Below are 21,965 nucleotides of genomic sequence, written 5' to 3'. Positions count from 1 at the left end.
CATAAGGGGTCATAAACTTATTGATTAAGTCCATTAAATAACTGAAACCAACATGATAGATTTTAGCCTTTTCTTTTTTTCTAATTATGAAGTTCAAGCTGAAAACAAATATCACTTATTGACCGAATTGGTTAAATACGCGGACCAAAATGGCCTTAGTGGCGTATGGGTACCAGAACGTCATTTTCACGATTTTGGAGGACTTTTCCCTAATCCGTCTGTCATTAGTTCCGCTCTGGCTATGATCACCAATAACATTGAGTTAAGGAGTGGGAGTGTGGTTTCTCCTTTGCATGATCCAGTCAGAATTGCAGAAGAGTGGTCCGTGGTGGATAACCTGTCAGGTGGCAGGGTTTCTTTGTCATTTGCCTCTGGCTGGAATGGTAATGATTTCGTTTTGGCAAAGGACAATTATCAGGACCGGCACCAGATCATGTATGATCAGATTGAACTGATAAAAAAACTGTGGAAAGGAGGTAGTACGATAAGGGAAAATGGTCACGGCAAAGAAATAGAGTTCCGTATTTTCCCAGCTCCTATTCAAAAGGAATTGCCTATATGGGTAACTGCAGCGGGCAACGAACAGACTTACATCAAAGCAGGTGAAATGGGAGCGAATTTACTGACGCACCTGTTGGGTCAGGAACCGGCAGATGTGGCAAGAAAAGTTCAATTATACAGAGAGGCCAGATTACAAAATGGATACGCTCCGGAAGAAGGGAGAGTAGCATTAATGTTGCATACCTATGTTGGTGATGATGGCGAAGATATTGGGGAAGCGGTTGAACAGCCATTCATTGAATACCTGAAGAGTGCCACCAGCCTAAGTAAAATCATCTATGAAGAAGCAGGATACAATCCAGACGATATCCCGGAAGAGGACAAAGAACTCATGTTAAAATTTTCCTATGAGCGATATAGCAAAAGTGCTGCTTTAATTGGTACAGTAGAGCATTGCTCGTCGTTCGTTGAACAAGTGAGTGAAATTGGAATAGACGAAATAGCTTGTCTGGTCGATTTTGGAGTTGAACCGTCAAAGGTGATTGACCGGTTGAAAAACCTTGCGACATTGCAGAAATTACAGGCACATCCCATTCAGGAAAGAGTTCATTGAACCGAATGAATTTACAATTCAGCTAAAATTAGAATCCTCTTCGAATAGAGAATTTTCCTTCCCCTGTATACATTCATTGGTGAAGCTTAACGCCTCAACATCAGGGATCTTAAAATATTATTAAACAACAATCAATTCCACGGACACTTTGGTACGGTAGTGCTAAAGAGAATGTAAACCATCATTGACATAGTATGTGTGGCATAACAGGCTTTATAAAATTCGATAAAAGAATTTCAGGTGAAGATCATGAAATAATCAAAGAAATGAATGCCCAGCACTTTCATAGAGGGCCGGACGATCAAGACACACTTTTATTCGAGAATGTAGCCCTGGGGTTTAGCAGGCTTAGCATCATCGGTTTGGAAATGGGCATGCAACCCATCTTGAACGAGGATGAATCCATTATTCTTATATGCAATGGCGAGGTATTCAATTACATAGAACTTAGAGAACAACTGACATCCAGAGGCCATCAGTTCAGAACCAAATCAGATATTGAAGTAATCCTTCATTTGTATGAAGAATGCGGAATGGATTTACTGCAACAATTGAATGGCCAATTCGCCTTTGCCATCTATGATAAAAATAAAAAGGCCCTCTATTGCGCTCGTGATCAAATGGGAATATGCCCACTGCATTACACCTTCGTTCAGAATACATTCATTTTTGGATCAGAAATAAAAGCAATTCTTCAACACCCTCTGGTATCACGTGAAGTTGATCCTGTAGGACTTGACCAGGTTTTTACATTTGCCGGTTTAATAAGTCCCAGAACCATGTTCAAGAATATCCATAGCCTGGAAAATGGTCATTACTTGGCAATTGACAGGCATGGAAAAATAGAAAACCATGAATACTGGGATCTTATCTACCCCGAGGGAGAAGTACAGTTAAATGGCAAATCGGAAGAGTATTACATTAACCGACTGGAAGAGCTATTTGAAAAATCAATTAAACTTAGGTTGAGGGCGGATGTCCCAATGGGACTCTATCTGAGTGGAGGTTTGGATTCATCCATGATTACCATGAAAGTGAATCAATTGCAGCCGGATATGCGCAAAGAAGCATTTTCAATTGATTTTACGCAATCTGACATTTCTGAAACACCTTATCAAGTATTGGTGGCTGATAAAAGCAATTCCAACCTTAACAAAAAGACGTTCTTTTATAATGACATTAGCAAAGGGCTGAGACGGGCAATATATCATTGCGAATGCCCGCTCAAAGAAACCTATAATACCGCTTCACTTTCGTTATCTGCGTCTACCAGGTCCAGAGGGATCAAAGCCATATTGTCAGGAGAGGGTTCTGATGAGCTTTTTGCTGGTTATGTAGGATACAGGTTTGATAAAATGAGGGCAATGAACATGGTGCAAAATGCAGCAAGCCCCGAAGAGGAAGAACTCAGAAATAAGATCTGGGGTGATAAGTCCATGTTTTATGAAACCAACTTTTCCGAGCTGGAAAAAATAAAAAGGGGGTTGTATTCTGATGATCTCAACGCCTCTTTCGATGAAGTAAATTGCCTGAACCATCATGTCATCAATAAAGACAGGATTCGTAACCGGGATGTGATTAGTAAGAGGTCGTATATAGATTATAAAGTCAGATTAGTAGATCATTTGGTATCCGACCATGGCGACAGAATGGCATTGGCCAACTCAGTGGAAGTGCGATACCCGTTTTTAGACAAGGATTTTGTTGAGTTCGCCACTCAGGTGCCTGCTTCATTAAAACTCAACGACTTTACAGAGAAATATATACTAAAAAGAATGGCGTCAAGATTTGTCCCTAAAGAAGTCATAGATAGGGAGAAATTTGGCTTCGTTGCTCCTGGCAGCCCTTATTTACTACAAAACAACGTCGAATACGTGAATGATCTTCTTTCGTACGATTTAATCAAGAAACAGGGATTTTTTAATCCGGACCGCATAGAACAGCTTAAAAAAGAATACAGTCAGGAAGGGTTCAAGTTGAACATACCATTCGAAAGCGATCTATTGATCACCGTGATCACTTTCGGAATATTGATGGATGAATTTTTTAACTGATTCTCTTTTAAAGTCATCAGGATTACTACCAGATCAGCCTCCATTTCTGATCATCAAAGAGCAATAACAATCGCTCATTTAGAAAAAAATTATAATTACTTAAGATAAAATCATACCATGTCTTTTCAGAATAAACTGATTAAAAGCCTAGTTGATCATGCCCAAAGAACAGCTATTGAAGTGGATTCTAAGGCCATATCTTATTCAGAAATTCATCGTAAAGCCGATAAGGTTACATCGTTCTTATTGAAACAAAAACTAGAGAAGGAAACGATCGTTGGAATCCTGCTTGACAACAGAGTCGATATCATTAGTACGGTCATTGGAGTAATCAATGCCAGATGTGTTTTCGTATTGATCGACAGCTCTTTACCAGAGAGTAGACTATCTTCCATGGCGGATGATTTGCAATTAGCGTATTTGATCTCGTCGGATAGCTTGTCAGAAACACAATCAGAAAAGGAATGGTGGCCTGCTAATAACTTCTGTTTGAAGGAGATTCTTGACGATGACTCCCTTGGAGATACGGGTGATATCGATTACCCCGAATATGATGCGGAGGACAGCCTATACGTTTATTTTACATCCGGATCGACGGGAACCCCAAAAGGTATTATTGGCAAAAACGGTAGTTTATTACAGTTCATTCAGTGGGAGATTAAGGAGTTTGACATTGATGAAAATAGCAAATTCAGCCAATTTGTTAGTCCGTATTTCGATGCTTTTCTCCGAGACATATTTACGCCTCTCTTCGCTGGAGGAACCATTTGTATACCGCCTGAAAGGGAAGACTTTTATGTGTCTGAAAAACTAATGCCATGGTTAGACGAGTCTGAAGTCAGCTTTATTCATTGTGTGCCCAGCCTGTTTCGTATTATCAATAATGAGGCAGTAACAACTGATAATTATACGAAGCTGAAATATGTGCTCATGTCCGGTGAAAAGATAAACCCGGCAGAATTGATCAATTGGTATACTGTATTTGATGACCGCATACAGCTTGTCAATATGTACGGCACTACTGAAGCCACCATGATTCAGTCCTTCCACAGGATTTTACCAGCTGATGCCAGAAAGTCAAGAATTCCTATAGGTCAACCAATAGATGGTGCAATACTATTAATTACAAAAAATGGTGTTAAACCCTGTAATAAACTCGTGCCTGGTGAATTATATATCATTTCGGATTTTCTGACCAAAGGCTATTTGAATGTACCGGAGCTTAACGAACAAAAGTTTGTGCAAATCGAATCAGGCAACTACGCTGGCAGACAGGCATTCAGAACGGGTGATCAGGCCAGGCTATTGACTGACAACAACATCGAATTAATTGGGAGGAAAGATCGACAGATCAAATTAAGGGGTATTAGAATTGAAATAGATGAGATCGAGAATGTTCTTCTGAGCTCGAACTGGCTTAAAAATGTGGTTGTAAGGGTCCATGCAGAAGAAAATGGAGATGAATCTTTGATCGCATTTACCATTGGAAAAGAACTATGGTCGGGTTCCGGTTTTAAGCAAAAGATTCAACAATATGCACAAGACCACTTGCCAAAATACATGGTTCCCTCAAAGATTATTGAGGTAGATAAATTCCCATTACTGGCCACTGGCAAAATTGACTACAAGGCCTTACATAATCTTTTGATCAGTGACAGGGCGGTCATTGCTCCCTCTAACAAAATAGAAGAAGAAGTTCTTAAGATATGGAAGGAGATCCTTGGAGAGAAAGAAATCTCAGTAGAGGATATTTTTCATGAAATAGGAGGGAATTCTCTCACCATCATGACGTTGATCAGTAAGATCAATAACGCTTATGATGTCAGAATTTCTTTAGGTGAGTTGTTCAAAAACCCTACGATCAAAAAACAGGCTGCATTCATTGAATCGGCGAATAAGAACAATAAAATAACGATACCGAAAGCGAAAGTAGCAGATCATTATCCCATTACCTCAGTTCAAAAACGGTTGTTCTTTCTACATCAATTCGATCAAGAATCCACAGCCTACAATTTGCAATTGATTGTTAAGCTTTATGGAGCATTAGATAGAAGTAAACTAAATAAGGCGGTCAATAAACTTGTAGAACGACACGAAAGCTTTCGAACCAACTTCGAAGTATTAGATGGTAAGCCCGTTCAAAAAATCAAGGATAAAATTGATTTCGAAATCAAATACCTTGAATCAACGGAGAATGACCTGGACAAAGAAGTGGACAAATTTGTTCAGCCCTTTGATTTAAGTGTAGATCCATTGATTAGGATAGGTGTGATTGAGTTCGCCCCTCAAAAACAACTTTTGATCCTGGATGCCCATCACATTATCATGGACGGTGTTTCACAAACCGTTCTTATTCAAGAATTCATGGCGGCTTATACAGAACAAAAGCTGCCCGAATTGAAGTTGAATTACCGAGATTTTGCCGAATGGAGGCACCTCGAAGAACAACAAACAACAATAGCAAAACAGAAAGATTATTGGCTCAGACAGTATGCCGAGCTTCCTGAAACACTCGAATTACCGATTGACTTTACAAGACCTACAGTAAAGGCAGATAAGGCCAATAAACTTCATTTTGAATTAGGTGCTTCGGAAACCAGTAAATTAAAAAGCATTGCTGAAGAAGAAGGAGCGACCATGTTCATGGTTGTTTTCTCCATGTTCAATGTTTTATTAAGCAAGTTGAGTGGCCAGGAAGATATAGTGATCGGGGGACCCGTAGCCGGTCGACATCAACACATTGATCTGGAAGACTTGATTGGCATGTTTGTCACTACATTGCCATTGCGTAACTACCCGAAAGGAAACCTTTCCTTCAAAGAGTTTTTGCTGTCAGTAAAAGATAATGTGCTTGCCAGCATAGAGCATCAGGATTATCCTTATGAAGAATTAATTGAGGAACTAAAAGTTCAAAGAGATGCTGGTCGTAATCCCTTATTCGACATAACTTTTGCTTACCAGAACTATAAAAAGTCCGAACTCGAGATACCAGGGATTGAGGTAGAATCGTACAAGCGAGAACATCCCACGGCGAAGTTTGATATTAACTTTTTGGGAAGTGAAGTAGATGACCAGATCTTTCTGACTTTTGAATATTCTACCGCACTCTTTAAGCGGGAGTCTATAGAAAGATTTATCACCTATTTTGAGAAAATAGTATCTGCGGTAATTATTAATGCAGATACCAAAATTTGTGATATCGACATACTTGCAGATTCGCAGGAGCACGACCGTTTATTACAAGACCTGGATTTTGGAGATATAAATTATCCCAAGGACAAAACACTGATAGACTTGTTTTCAGCACAAGTGGAAAAAACTCCCCATCAATTAGCGCTGAAATACGAGGATCGAACCATGGACTATGCGCAATTGGATAAGGAATCTACCCAATTGGCACTTTTGCTAAGGAGCAAGGGAGTGAAAGCAAATGATGTCGTCGGATTGATGACTGACCGTTCGATTGAGTTCATAATTGGATTATTGGCGATCTTAAAATCCGGAGGCGCCTACTTGCCAATCGATTATGACTATCCCGAGGAACGGATAAAATACCTGCTTGAAAATAGTGGAACCAAGCTGCTGTTAACTAAAAAGGAGTTCGAAGCAGGCCTGGTATATAACCTTGAGACGATCTTCATCGATGAAGTACAAGAAAAAACCGATCAGGTACCTGAAATTGATAGCATAAATGAACCTACAGATCTGTGCTATGTCATCTATACTTCCGGTACTACAGGAAACCCGAAAGGGGTTATGGTTGAGCATAGAAATATTGTAAGATTATTCTTCAGTGATGAGGTTCCATTCACCTTTCAAAGTGATGATGTCTGGACGATGTTCCATAGCCATTCGTTTGATTTTAGCGTTTGGGAAATTTTTGGAGCACTGCTGTTTGGAGGGAAACTCATCATTATACCTAAAATGGTAGCGAGAGATACACAAGCCTACCATAATATTCTAAAGAAGGAAAAGGTTACTATCCTTAATCAGACACCAAGTGCATTTTACAACCTTATTCAGGAAGAGCTATCTGAACCTGAAGCCGGGCTAAGCTTACGTCATGTGATTTTCGGTGGAGAAGCACTCGTCCCGGGCAGGTTGAAGGACTGGCGATTAAGGTATCCCGAAGTTAAGCTGGTCAACATGTATGGGATTACAGAGGTCTCTGTTCACGTGACCTATAAAGAAATAACTGAGAAAGAAATTGAAAACAACATCAGTGATATAGGTAAACCGCTCCCTACTTTATCAGCATTTGTGTTTGATAAACACATGAACCCGGTCCCTTATGGAGTCATCGGAGAATTATACGTAGGAGGAGCAGGTGTTTCCAGAGGTTATTTGGGGAAAGAGCAGCTAACGAACGAAAAATTCATTCAAAGTCCATATGATTCAGACAAAAGGCTATATCGAACCGGTGATCTGGCTCGGGTTTTAAGCTCAGGAGACCTTGAGTATCTCGGTAGAGCTGATCATCAGGTTCAACTCCGGGGTTTCAGAATAGAGTTGGGTGAAATAGAGAATCAATTGAATCTCTATCCAGCTGTCAAAGAAGCGGTTGTTATCATGAAAGAAAACCAGGATCACACCTTCCTGACCGCTTACTACGTATCTCAAGAGACAATCGATATTGAAACAATAAGAGGCTTTCTATCTGGGAAGCTGCCCGATTACATGATACCCTCATACTTTGTTCATCTGAATGAGGTGCCGTTGACGGTCAATGGGAAATTAGATAAAGATGCATTGCCTGATCCGGAAATTAAAATACAAGACCAGTATGTAGCACCACAAACCAGGGAGGAAAAACTCCTGGCAGAAGTATGGGCAAGCGTATTGGGTATTGATCAAATCGGAACAACCGATAACTTCTTTTCTGTGGGTGGTGACTCCATTAAATCCATACAGATATGTTCAAGAATTCGAGGTGAAGGCTATGAGCTGTCAGTGCATAACATTTTTGTGCATCAAACCATTAAACAACTGGCCACCATACTGAAGCCATTAGAGGTTATATCTGATCAATCTACCATTATCGGTAAAGCCTATTTGACGCCTATTCAGCGTTGGTTTTTTGAAGGTCCGGTCCAAGCCAAACACCATTACAACCAAGCAGTAATGCTCAGTTTTGAGGAGGAGGGTTCAATTGAAAACATACGTGAGATCTTCAGGAAACTTCAGGAACACCATGATGCACTACGGATGGTGTTTAGAAGTGAAGATGAAGTGCTGATCCAGGAAAACCTCAATACAGACTTACCTGTTTCGGTTGAAGCATATGACCTGAAAGATCAAGGGGTAGAAACCGAAGCGTCTTTATTGGAAATTAGTAATCAAATACAAGCTGGGATCAATCTGGAGCAAGGCCCACTGATGAAGGTTGGTTTGTTCCACCTGGAAAAAGGTAGCCGATTACTCATTGTAATTCATCATTTGGTGGTAGATGGCGTATCATGGCGTATTTTGTTTGAAGACATTGAAGGTCTATACCAACAGATAAACAGCGATGAATCACTGACCTTGCCGGGTAAGACTGATTCATTTCTCTCCTGGTCAGGACACCTGCATGAATACATGAAAGGAGATCAATTCAATGAGGCAAATGCCTATTGGAAAAGTTTTGATGCTAAAAACATAAGCCGGATACCGAAGGACCATCATGAAGGAAGTAATACCGGAGTTGATAGACGATATGCTTCATTTACGTTAACCAGCGAAGCAACTAGGCAATTATTAAAGGAAGTACACCCATCATTTAATACCCAGATCAATGATATCCTCCTGACCGCATTGTTGTTAAGTGTATCCATGAGATATGGCCACAGTAAAGTGCAGGTGGACCTGGAAAGTCATGGCAGAGAAGAGATAAACGGAACGAATGTAAGTCGAACAGTCGGTTGGTTCACTACTATCTATCCAGTGATCCTGGAAAAAATGGATGGTGATTTAGCTTATCAGATCAAATGTATTAAAGAAGCGCTGGCAAAAGTTCCTAATAATGGACTCGATTACTTACTGGGCAAATATTATGCTCCAGAGAGCGATGATCAAACAGAACAGCTTGCTGGAAATTCACAGATAGTATTTAATTATTTAGGTCAATTTGGTGCTGATACGAGCGGTCGATCTTATTCGGTAGCTAATGAGGGCAGAGGAAACACGGTGGCAAATACGGAAACCATCAATTATGATTGGGACATTTCAGGAATAATCCAGTCTGATAAGTTGAAGATGACTATTGCTTACAGCCAAAAGCAATTCAACGAAGAAACGATAACAGCGTTCATGCAGCAGTTCGAAGAAAGCTTAAAGGAAATTATAGATTTCTGCTGCTCGTATAATAAGTTAGAATTAACTCCTTCCGATTTAATCTATAAAGAGTTATCCATAGCCCAGTTAGATGTACTACAGGCGAAATATGATATTCAGGATATTTATCCTCTGTCGCCGATGCAGGAAGGGATGCTTTACCATTCGTTGCTTAATAGTGAGTCAAACAACTATTTTTCGCAGTTGACCTATAGGCTTAAAGGAACGCTGGACGTAAGCCTGGTTGAAAAAAGCATGAATGTCTTGATAGACAGACATGACATTTTAAGGACCCTGTTTGTAAATGAGGGCTATGATCGGCCTTTACAGGTCGTTTTAAGTGAACGAAGTATCGATTTTGATTACCGTGATCTTCAAGAGGAAGTCAAAAGCCGGTCTGTAGATTCAGTGATATCAGCATTTCAGCAAGAAGAAAAGCTTAGAAAATTCGATCTGAGCAAGGACCTGCTCATGCGCCTGTCAGTAATTAAAATCGCTAAAGATGAATACTTTTTCATTTGGAGCAGACATCATATTTTGATGGATGGGTGGTGCTTAAGTATCTTAATTAATGAGTTCAAAACAATCTATGCAGGTAATGTTGATAAGATTGAGCCATCCTTGCCTGATATAGCTAACCCTTATTCCAATTATATAAAGTGGCTGGAGGCTAGAGACAAAGAAGCATCTGCTGACTATTGGAGAGAATATGTGGCCTCTTATGATAAACTAGCGACATTACCGCAAAAGGAACTATCCATTTCTGACCTTTTGCCTTACCATTTAGTGTCTGAAGAATGGTTCCTGGATCAGCAAGTGATGAAGTCACTTCATCAGCTTTCCAGTGAGTACGGGGTAACATTAAACACAATATTTCAGGCTGCCTGGGCTATACTGTTAGCCAAGTACAACAACACTGATGATGTGGTGTTTGGATCAGTGGTATCCGGGCGTCCGGCAGAGTTGGAGCATGTTGAAACGATGATAGGGCTATTTATCAATACTGTCCCAGTAAGGATAAGTTTTGATGAAGGTTGCTCCATTGGTGAGTTGCTAAATAAAGTGCAGGAAGGAGCAATAGAAAGCGAAAAACATCATTTTAGTCTCTTGTCAGAAACACAGTCTTCCAGTGAGTTGGATAACGGATTGTTTGACCATCTTATGGTATTTGAGAATTATCCTGTAACTGAAAGTCTTGATACATCAGAGGATTTTAAAGTGGCTGATGCGGAGGTATTCGAACAGACAAATTACGACTTGACAATCGAAATCACCCCGGCAAAGGAGACTCGAATTAAGATTGATTATAATGCCAATAAATTCGATGGTGTCACCATCAGAAATGTACTGGTTCATTTAAATCAAATCATTGAACAAATCACTTCTGACACTTCAACTGACATATCAAAAATTGATATTAATACCACGGCAGAGCATCAAAAATTACTACATGAGTTCAATGCTACAGGAACTGATTATGATTCATCAGAAACTGTCTTATCTCTGTTTAGAAAACAGGTAGCTCAAAACCCTGATACCCTGGCCATCACCATCGGCGATGACAGGATGACCTACAAAGAACTTGATCAACGATCAGATAAGCTCGCTTCCTATCTGCAAAAAGCAAAAGGGACTAAAAAGGGTGATATGGTCGGATTAATGCTTGATCGGGAACTGCAGTTGATTCCCAGCATATTGGGAATCCTAAAATCAGGAGGCACCTATATTCCTATTGATCCGTCTTTCCCTGATGATCGCAAAACTACCCTGATTGAAGACGCAGCATTACAGGTAATTATTACAAGAAAGAGCCATATACAGTCTTTCATGTCCATTTCACCGGAAGTAATCGACCTGGACAGGGACCTGGATAAGATTGATTCAAATGACGAAAAGCCATCTTCCGTCGAGATTACCGGAAAAGACCTGGCTTATGTAATCTATACTTCGGGCTCGACTGGTAAGCCCAAGGGTGTCATGATCGAACATGGCTCATTGCTCAACTATACCAATTGGGCATCTGGTTATTATTTGAAAGGAGAGCCATCAACATTTGGACTATATACGTCTATTTCGTTTGACCTTACAGTCACGTCAATTTTTATCCCGTTAACCACGAGTAATAAAATCATTATCTATCCCGGGAAGGATGATGGCACACGGATAAAAGAATTGGTGAGTTCGGGAGATGTTGATGTATTAAAACTTACGCCATCACATCTGAAAATCATCAGAGATGGAGCCATAGATATTCCTATACCTGCAAAAAATAAAAAACTGATCGTAGGAGGGGAGGAATTGGAGACCAGCCTTGCCCGATCGATCTACGATAAGTTTGGAGGGAAAGTAGAGATATATAATGAGTATGGACCTACCGAAGCCACGGTTGGCTGTATGATTCATCGTTATTCTCCTGAGGAGACACTGACTTCCGTGCCAATTGGTCACCCGATCAACAACACGCAGGTCTACATTCTGGACAAGGATTTGCATCCGGTCCCACTTGGCGCTACGGGAGAATTATATGTATCCGGTGCCGGCTTAAGCCGCGGTTATCTGGGAAATACTTCTATGACAGAAGAACGCTTCATCAGCAACCCTTTTGTGCAAGGAGCCATCATGTACAAAACCGGAGACTTAGCCAGACGTCATGCGAATGACGGCATGCTGTATAAAGGCCGTACGGATGACCAGGTGAAAGTGCATGGTTATCGAATAGAATTAGGAGAGATCGCCTATCAGCTGTCAAGTCATCCGCAAATTACCGATTCGGTGGTGGTTGTTCGGACCGAGGGTGAAGAAGGGCCAGATTATCTAGTGGGGTATTACTTGTCGGAATCGGAGCTTGATTCGACGCTACTTGTGGATTACCTGTCGGAGACATTACCGACCTATATGATCCCCACCTTTTATGTTCCTATGAAAAGCTGGCCGCTCACGAGGAATGGCAAGCTGGATAAAAAAGCCCTGCCAGACCCGGAAAAAACAGGAGACCTGGATTATGTGGCACCTTCAAATAATATCGAAACCGTTCTTCAAGGTTTATGGTCCGATGTGTTGAAAATCGAGCCGGAACTTATCAGTGTTCATGGCAATTTCCACAAGATGGGTGGAAATTCCTTAACTACGTTGTATTTGATTGGGCGTATTCGTAAGACCTTTAACGTAGAGATTTCCCTCAGTGGCATCTTTGAATATCCGACCATCAAAGAGCAGGCGGAATATATTCAGGACAAAACAGGCGAAAGTGAGGCTTCAATCATAAAAACGCAGGAAGCAGAACATTATCCTTTGTCTTCGCCACAGAAGAGAGTATTCTTTCTTCACAAATTTGACCCTGAGGCACTGGCGTACAATATGCCTCAAATTGTCAGACTTGAAGGAAAGCCCGACAGAGATAAAATAACTGATGCGTTTAAGAAACTCATTGACCGCCACGAAAGTCTGCGCACATCCTTTGAAACGAATGGTTCGGAACCGGTACAGTTTGTCAGCAAAGATGTGACGTTTGAGGTTGATTATATCAAGGCAGATGAAGACAAAGTGCCTGCTACAATTCAGGCGTTTATCAGGCCTTTTGATCTGGGTATTGCTCCTTTGATGCGGGTAGGATTGATCGAAACTTCCTCTGAGAATAGTGTTTTGATGGTGGATACGCATCATATCATTAGCGATGGAGTATCTCAGACTATTTTCATTGAAGAATTCATGGCCATCTATAAGGGTGAACATGAAGGGTTACCCAAGCTGCGCTTGAATTATAAAGATTTTGTTCAGTGGCAATTGGAGAAAGCTCAGCAGGATAAAGTAGCCGGACAAAAAGATTTCTGGATCAATCAATTTTCGGAAATGCCTGAGATCCTGAATTTGCCAACGGATTTTTCCCGACCTGCGGTTAAAGATCATTCAGGTGAAGTGGTAAGCTTTGAGCTAGCTGGGGAAGATTTGAACCGACTGAAATCTATTGCCGAAAGTGAGGGAGCGACTATGTTCATGGTCATGTTTTCCATGTTCAATATGTTGCTCAGTAAACTCACCAGTCATCGAGATATCGTGATTGGAACACCTGTTGCCGGTCGACATCAACACCCTGAACTGGAGAATATACTTGGGATGTTTGTCAATACACTCGCCGTGCGTACTAAATTCCGTGAAGATGTAAGCTTTCTGGAGCTGCTATCCCTGGTCAAAAAGAATACTTTAGGCTGCCTGGATAACCAGGACTATCCATATGAAGAATTAGTAGACATTTTAAATGTTAAACGTGACACAAGTCGTAATCCCCTGTTTGATGTCATGTTTATGTATCAGAATTACCGAAAATCAGAATTGAAAATCCCAGGGTTAACCCTAAAGCAATTTGATTCTAAGCGCATCAGATCGTCATTTGATGTGACCATGGTCGTACTGGAAAGCTCGGAAAAACTGGTTGTGAATTTTGAATACGCCACTTCATTATTCAGGAAAGAGACCGTAGAGAAATTCATGGGTTACTTCAGGACGATGATGTCTGAAGTGATGCGAAATGATCAAATTAAGCTTGCTGATATTCAGGTGATATCTGATGCTGAAAAAGATGACTTGATTCATGCCTTTAATGACACGAAACTTGATTTTGATACAAACAGTACCATTCATCAATTATTTGAAGAACAGGTAGCCAGACATCCCCATCATCCTGCGATTGTATTCGAAGGAGAAAGTTTAACGTATCAGGAATTAAATAATTTAAGCAATCAATTATCCCGAAAGCTACTCGCTCATCTCGATGGGAAAGAAGAAGTATTGATCGGAATAATGATGGATCGATCCGTGGAACTCGTAGCTAGCATGTTAGCCGTGTTAAAGGCCGGTTGCGCTTATATTCCCATTGACCCAGAGTATCCTGCAGAGCGAATCAATTTCATCATTCAGGACAGTAAGATGAAGATCATCTTGACTGGGAATTCTTCGCAACCCGTTTCTGATAGGCTATCCAACGATGTGGTTTCAATTGATGTAGCATCAAAAGAATTGACTGAGCAATCAGAAGAGCCAGTTGATGTGCATGTTTCCCCTTCAAACCTTGCCTACCTGATCTATACTTCGGGATCAACGGGTAACCCTAAGGGAGTAATGGTTGAACACAGAAACGTCATCAACTTTGTTCATGGCATCATCAACAGGATTTCCATACCTGAAGACTTCTCGATGTTAAGCCTAACAACGGCTTCATTTGATATTTTCGTATTAGAATCCATTTTACCTCTTTTGAATGGATCTAAAATAGTTTTGGCAAGCTCCACAGATCAGAAAAATACCAGGAACTTGTCGACATTGATCAAGGACCAAAAGGTAGATGGGGTCCAGATCACGCCATCACATTTGAAATTATTATTGTCAAATGGAGAGGGTGATGCGCTTAAAGACATAAAGTTACTCATGGTTGGTGGTGAAGAGTTTCCTGTTAACCTCCTTAACGACATAAGAAATTACTATTCGGGGAAAATTTACAATATGTATGGACCAACTGAGACAACAGTTTGGTCAGCTGTAAAGGATCTTACGGATGCAACGTCCGTAAATATTGGAACCCCGATAGCCAATACCATCATTCGTATTTTGGACAACAAAGGGAGATTGCAACCCATTGGGATTCCAGGTGAACTGAGCATTGGTGGTAAAGGAGTGGCCAGAGGGTACTGGGATCGCGGCAGACTTACCAAAGAAAGGTTCATCAAAGATCCTGTTGAGAATGAGGAGATTATTTATAAGACAGGGGACTTAGCAAAGTGGCTTCCAAATGGGGACATACAGTTCTTAGGAAGGGTTGATAACCAGGTAAAAATCAGTGGTTATCGAATAGAATTAGGTGAGATCGAAAGCCAACTTTTACAGAACAGATGGATAGAAGAAGCGGCTGTGGTAGTAAAAGATAAAAATGATGACAAATTTTTAGCGGCTTACTATACATCCGAGAAAGAATTGGAAACCGCTGAGTTGAGAGCATTTCTCATCGATTGCCTCCCTGCGTATATGGTTCCTACGCATTTCGTTCAGTTAGACGAGCTGCCATTAACTCCCAATGGCAAATTGGATAGAAAGGCCTTGCCTGATCCTGAAATTAAGATCAGTGATGAATTTATTGCAGCCTCTAACAATACAGAAAAAGAACTTGTCAGGATATGGTCAGAAGTATTGACAATCGGTGAGGATGCCATTAGTACGAATAGTAGTTTTTTCGAACTTGGTGGGCACTCGATACTGGCCATTAAACTGTTGAATGAGATCCAAAATTCTTTTGGGGTTAACCTGACCCTGCCGGCCTTCTTTAAAGACCCTTCAATAAAGGCAATCTCAAAATTGATCACTCAGGGATCCGAAGAGCAGGAGGTGCTTCCTCAAATTTTGACAGATGAGAAGCAGAGATATGAGTCCTTTCCATTAACCGGAGTACAACAAGCCTACTGGATTGGAAGGAAGAATATATTCGAGTATGGCAACGTAGGAACCCACATCTATTCAGAATCTTACGTGGAAGAATTGGATGTTGAAAGATTCAATAAAGCGCTCCAGTTGCTAATTGATCGCCATGAAATGCTTAGAATGGTGGTTACTGAGCAGGGTGAGCAGAAAATACTGAAGGAAGTATCTCGATATGAAGCAAAAGTTCTTGATCTAAATAAGTATTCAGAAGAAGATGGTCAGAAGTTATTTGATCTGTTGCGAGACGAACTTTCCCATCAGGTATTTTCAGGGGAGAAATGGCCTTTGTTTGACATTCGGATCACCATATTTAAAGATGGCACTTATAAGGTCCATAGCAGCCTGGACGCGCTCATTATGGACGCAGGAAGCTTGATCATTCTTTTCAATGACTTTAAAAAGTTATATCTGGATATTGATGCTGCGCTGCCACCGATAAATATATCCTTCCGCGATTATATACTGACCGAGTTGAAGCTAAGGGAGACCAATCTTTTTGATAAATCAAAGAAATATTGGTTGGACAGAATAGAGCATTTCCCCTTGGCTCCTGAATTGCCCCTCAATCAGAACAAAGACACAAATAGTGATCATAGCTTTGAGCGACATGGTTCATACCTACCAAAACAGAAGTGGAACAATTTACAGGACAAAGCCAAAAAGTTGGGGGTCACTCCGACAGTCTTGCTCCTTGGATGTTTTTCCGAAGTATTGAAAGTTTGGAGTAAATCAGCGCATTTTACCCTAAATCTTACCCTGTTTAACCGAATTCCCTTTCACCAGGATGTCGATAAAATCTTAGGAGATTTTACTTCATTAACGCTTCTGGAGGTGGATAATAGAGGCGATAATACTTTTTCGAATCGTTTGAAAGGCATTCAAGACCGAATGTGGGAAGATTTAGAACATAAATATTTCAGTGGCGTGGAGGTGCTAAGAGAGTTGTCACGTCATCATGGAAATACAGTATTTGTTCCAATAGTAGTGACAAGCACGCTTGGAATAGGAGACGAGAATAAGGAGGTAGTGGAAGAAGACCTTTCTGAAAAGGATGAAAAGAAACTGAATTACGCCATTACTCAAACGCCGCAAGTATGGATTGATGTCCAGTTAATGGAAAATTCGAAGGGGCTCTATTTCAATTGGGATTCCATTAAAGGATTATTTCCTGACGGCCTGATAGGTGTCATGTTCGAAGCGTATAAAACACTGCTAAATGAACTTTCCGAATCTGAAATCCTTTTTGAGGCTAAATCTTTGATACCCTTGCCACAGCAGCAAGCACAACAACGAACAGCTATCAATAATACTGTCGGCGAGATTCCGAAAAAGCTGCTGCATGAAATTTTCCGTGAAAAGGCTAAGGAGCAAAAAGATGCCATAGCCATCGAGACAAATAATAAGCACTTGACCTATGGAGAATTACATCTTTTAAGTAATCAAATAGGCCATGAATTAAGGAATGCGGGCGCTCAGCCGAACCAATTAATTGCTGTGGTAATGGATAAATGCTGGGAGCAGGTAGCTGCAGCCTTTGGCGTATTATATGCCGGAGCCGCTTATTTGCCTATCGATGCAGACCTTCCACTGGAGCGCATCCAGCTTTTATTGGAGCAAGGTGAGGTGGATATTTTATTGACCACTCCTGAAATTAAGAACCGAATTGATTTTCCTGATAGTAAGAAAGTAATAGAAATAACAGAAGACTTTCAGGGCGATTCTTTGAATGATGAATTGTCGGACATTCAATCAGCAGAAGATCTGGCTTACGTAATATTTACTTCCGGGTCCACAGGTACACCTAAGGGTGTTATGATTGATCATAGAGGTGCGGTAAATACGGTTTTGGACATCAACGAAAGGTTTAATGTTACTGAAAAAGATAAGGCATTTGGCCTGTCATCATTAAGTTTTGACCTGTCGGTATACGATATTTTTGGACTGCTGGCTGCCGGAGGTTCGGTATTTATACCAGATAAGGGAGATCTAAAGTCTCCGGAAAAGTGGCTGCATTACGTTCAGACATACCACATAACCATATGGAATTCGGTACCTGCCCTGATGCAGATGATGATCGATTATTCCCAGGATTGGGAGGCGCATTTACCGCTTCGTTTGGTGATGATGAGTGGCGATTGGATACCAGTAGGTTTACCGGAACGGATAACCCACCGATGCCCGGAATCAGCCATCATTAGTTTGGGTGGTGCGACAGAAGCCTCCATTTGGTCAATTTTCTTTCCTATTGATAAAGTAGAGGATCATTGGAAGAGCATACCCTATGGTAAGCCCCTGAAAAATCAACAATTTCATGTGCTAAAGCCTGATCTAAGCGATTGCCCCACCCATGTTGCAGGTGACATATACATAGGAGGAATAGGATTAGCAAAGGGATATTGGAAAGATAAAGCAAAGACGGATGCAAGTTTCATCATACATCCGGATACGAAAGACAGACTATATAAAACGGGTGACTTAGGCCGCTATCTGGCTGATGGGAACATCGAGTTTTTAGGTCGGGAGGATTCACAAGTGAAAATCCAGGGATATCGAATCGAACTGGGAGAGATAGAAGAAGCGCTAAAAAACCATGAAGACATACAGGATGCAGTAGCCATAGCTACTAATGCCGGAGGTCAAGCGAAACGGTTGGTCGCATATGTGGTAGGGAAGGAAAGTAACGTCAATCCTGACGATAACATTGGTGTAGCTGAGACAGTAAGTAGTAAAGTGATCAGCGATAGCGTTGAACGTAAATTGTTCAAAATGTCCAAACCGGGTCTGAGAGCATTTGACCCGGAAGCAGTTAGTGTTTTATTACCATCCATCGAAGAATCAAAAAAATTGCAACTAAGAACCAGGTCATCTTTTAACAAGTCTTTTATCGAAGACGGACTTACCCTGAATGATCTTGGCCAAATGTTGGAAGGGCTAATACAGCATACTAGTCCTGAGTTAATATTACCAAAGTATTATTATCCTTCAGCGGGGAGCTTGTATCCGGTTCAGGCATATCTTCATGTCAAAGAAAATAAGGTCTCTGGTTTGCAGAGGGGCTATTATTATTACCACCCGGAACATCATCGCCTCTACCTCGTAAATCCATGCCACGAAGAGTATCTATCAGATACTGATCATAGTTCGGTCAGCCTTTTTCTGGTAGGAGACTTGAGAGCAATAGCGCCATTATACGGTGATTTGGCAGAAGGATTCTGTCATCAAGAGGCCGGCCATATGGCCAACTTATTGATCAACTTATTCAATGAAAAGCTGGCCTGGACACCCCAGGAATTAATCCATGATACTGATCTTCATGAGAAATTTTCTCTGGATCCGGAGCATATCATTATCCAGGGATTTTCAGGGGGAAGGGTCTCAGAAAAATCAGCCGATGACCTAGTGTCTTCTCCTTTTGGAGAAACTAAAAATGGAAAAATGGTGCATGCTTCTATTCAGTTGCCGGAAAGCGAACTGAACAAGACATGTTCTTTTTCTCACCTATATCGGAAAAGTTACAGGACTTATCTCAACGATGCTCTGTCTTTAGATGATTTGAGCTTTCTGCTTAAGTCTGCATTAGCTGGTAGTAATTCTCCGTTATTTGGAGCGGAAGGCCTGGGGTTATTTCTATATGCAAAGCCAGGGAAAGTGCAATCTTTAGAAGGCGGGTATTACCAATATCAGCCGGCCACATCTAGCCTCAAATTATTGACACCATGTAAATCAGCAATGGATGTCTTTTCAGGCAATGATATGATTTACGAGAATGGCGGTTTTGGCCTATTTATAACAGGAAAGAATTCGGCTCATTCCGAACTCACTTCAGGTTATCTAGCACAAGCCATGATGAACCTCAGTCCTTCCCGGAAGATTGGGTTATGTATTGCGGGTACGGTAAATCAAAGTAGATTAACAGAGGCTTTGCATCTTTCTTCCGACACATCTGTGGTTTATAGCCTGTTGGGTGGGGTAATAGCCGAAGACCAAATAGAAGCCGTTGAGAAATACGAGCAAATCGACAATGGTAGTCTGGAGCAATCCATTAAAGATTTTCTAAGAAGTTACCTGCCGGAATATATGATTCCGAGTCAATTCATTCAGCTCGACAAAGTACCCTTGAGTTCAAATGGGAAAGTGAACAGGAAAGCGCTGCCTGCTCCCAAGAGTCAAAAGAAAAATGAATACGAGTTACCATCTACTGCGGTAGAGAAGGAGCTTGCTAAAATATGGGCCGAGGTGCTGGAAATAGAACAGCAGGAAATTAGCCTTGAATCAGATTTCTTTCAGCTGGGAGGACACTCCATTTTGGCGATTCAGATGATCAATAAGCTTAATGCTGTTCATGGGATTCAATTTGGGATCGAAGACATATTTGTCAGTTCTGATTTAAAAACCTTTAGTAACATAATTCAGAACAAGCTGAGGGATAATGATCATAAGTCTGAACCGACTTTCAAGATCCTTCCAGCTGAAAAGAGAGAATACTATCCTATATCATTTGCCCAAAGAAGAATAATTTATTCCCAATTAATGTTCAAAACCGAAACAAGTTACAACTCAACGAGTGTGTTTCTTATCGAGGGGAAATTACAACTAGAGCAACTTGAGAAGGCTTTTCAATCACTTACAGAGAGGTACGAAATTTTAAGAACGTCATTCCATTTTATCAATGGAAGTCCTGTACAAAAAGTAAATGCCAGCGTACCGATAAAAATCCTTACCAAAGATTTAAGGAACATCAAAGATGAGAGTGGTATAGAAAAAATGATGGAGGACGAAATTGATCATTTTATTCAACCTTTTGAATTGACCGTGGCACCTCTATTTAGAATAGCTGTAGTTGCCATTGAAGAGGCTAAATGGGGGTTGCTGTTTGATATTGAACACTCCATTATGGACAAAGCGTCTCATGACATAATCAACCAGGATTTCATTAAAATCATGTCAGGAGAAGAGTTGGAGCCAGTAAAAGTTCATTATAAAGATTTTGCTTTATGGCAGAACAAAAATTACGCTAAGCTTAATGCGCAATCAAAGCAGCGACAACATTGGCTAAATGAGTTTAAAACAGATGTAGAACCACTCAATTTACCTACTGACTATCCCCGCTCGGAAATCACTAGCTATGAAGCGGAAGAATATGAATTTTTTATGGGTAAGCATCGTACTAGTGACCTTACCAAATTGTCGAAGGATAAGGATGTAACGATGTATACTTTAATGCTCACTGTCTTTAAGGTGATGTTGCATAAATTGACTAAGCAAAATGACATTTGCATTGGTATGCCGTACTTAGACCGGGATCACACTTTACTTGAAGACATGGTGGGTGTGCTGCTCAATACACTGGTCATCAGGTCGTACCCGAATGGAACTACTCGGTTTTCAGAATATCTGAATGAAGTAAAAGATACGATGATAAAAGCAATTTCAAACGGTGGGTATCCTTATGAAATGCTCTTAGATGAAATAAAGTACCAAAGAATAAAAGGCAGGAACCCTCTTTTTGATATTCTGTTCAATTCAAGAACCCTTACGAGTGGCCAGGGCCAACAGAACGGCAAACCACAGGGATCATCGGAACAGCAATTTTCTCCATATAAGATTCCGAATAAGGCTACTGCATTTGATCTTTCGGTTTTACTCCAGATAGTGGATGGTGATATCCAATTAACCATTCAATATAAGACCGATTTGTTCGAAAGATCTACCGTTAAATATTTTATGGACGAATACACCTCTCTGTTAGATCAAATTATAGAAAGTCAGGAATTGATGCTTGATGAATACTTAATTTTTGATCACAATAAAGGAGCGTCAAATAAAATCAAAATAGTCAATACACATTAAGTAAAAGCCTGGTCAGGATCAGGATTAAACAGGTAGCAATGAATATTCACATGGTCTGTTGACCGTGCATGGCAAATTCATCACGAATTCAATTGGGTAATTATTATTTACTTATTTCCAAAAACTAGGACAATCTATGTGCTCTAAACCATCTTTATTAAGCTCGGGTA

3 protein-coding genes are annotated in these 21,965 nt (G+C 40.7%); all 3 read left to right on the top strand.

What is annotated here, in order from left to right:
• Positions 1-52: 52 nt before the first annotated feature.
• The 3 genes from R8G66_19545 (at position 53) to R8G66_19535 (ending at position 21,795) form a co-directional block, all read left to right on the top strand.
• The gene (locus tag R8G66_19545) at positions 53-1,114 is read left to right on the top strand and encodes an LLM class flavin-dependent oxidoreductase (GenBank protein MDW3194582.1); all 1,062 of its coding nucleotides are present in this window, start codon (positions 53-55) and stop codon (positions 1,112-1,114) included.
• Positions 1,115-1,308: 194 nt separating this feature from the next.
• On the top strand, positions 1,309-3,168 hold the full coding sequence (asnB, locus tag R8G66_19540; protein ID MDW3194581.1) for an asparagine synthase (glutamine-hydrolyzing): 1,860 nt from the start codon (positions 1,309-1,311) through the stop codon (positions 3,166-3,168).
• 117 nt (positions 3,169-3,285) lie between these two features.
• Positions 3,286-21,795 (top strand): amino acid adenylation domain-containing protein, encoded by an 18,510-nt coding sequence (locus tag R8G66_19535; GenBank protein MDW3194580.1) that lies wholly within the window; start codon positions 3,286-3,288, stop codon positions 21,793-21,795.
• Positions 21,796-21,965 lie beyond the last annotated feature (170 nt).

Source organism: Cytophagales bacterium, from assembly GCA_033344775.1.
Lineage (GTDB): Bacteria > Bacteroidota > Bacteroidia > Cytophagales > Cyclobacteriaceae > JAWPMT01.
This window is presented reverse-complemented; position numbering and strand designations above follow the sequence as displayed.